Annotated in this window: 1 protein-coding gene; it reads right to left on the minus strand. The window is 37.8% G+C overall.

Features of this window, described 5'->3' with window-relative positions; all coding sequences use genetic code 11:
* The coding region (locus RM697_RS13685; protein ID WP_489753214.1) for an HYR-like domain-containing protein at nt 1-757 on the minus strand (757 nt) is incomplete at both ends.

Below are 757 nucleotides of genomic sequence, written 5' to 3' on the forward strand. Positions count from 1 at the left end.
GTCTACAATAGCAAATGTAGCAGAAGTTGTTGCTTCATTTCCACAGCTATCTGTTGCAGTAAATGTTACTGTAGCTGATCCTGTAGATCCACATGCTGCAGTTAATGCACTAAAGTCATTAGTCCAAGTTACTGCTGAACAATCATCAGTAGCTTCTGCACTTCCAAAAGAATTTAAAAACTCGTTTAAATCATTTAAGTTCCCAGAGCCATCACATTCTACTGTTAAATCCATAGCCTCAACTGTAATCGTTGGAGCAGTAGTATCTTCTATAGCATAAGTCGCTGATGTTGTCGCTGTATTACCACATGCATCTGTTGCTGTAAAAGTCACTGTAATAGGCGTAGAACAATCTGAATTTACTCCAGAATAATCATTAGTCCATGTTACATCTCCACAATTATCTGTTGCTGTAGCACCACCATTATCGTCTAACCATGCTTGGATAGCACCATCATTACCAGAACCATCACACTCTATAGTAATGTCTCTAGCTTCAGCATCAATAATCGGTGCAGTAGTATCTTCTATAGTAATAGTTTGTACTTGTGTTGTTGTATTACCACATGTATCTGTTAAGGTCCATGTTCTTGTGATGATAGACTCGTTTGCACAAGCACCATCTGCAACACTATCTGTAAAGGTGGCTTCTAAACCTGTATCACAGTTATCTGATTCGTCTGTTACATCTCCTGTAATAACAACATCATTAATATCTTGATCACATTCTAAAGTAATACTTGTTGGCACTGTAAAG

This window comes from Microcosmobacter mediterraneus (assembly GCF_031846265.1).
Classification (GTDB): Bacteria; Bacteroidota; Bacteroidia; order Flavobacteriales; family Flavobacteriaceae; genus Microcosmobacter; species Microcosmobacter mediterraneus.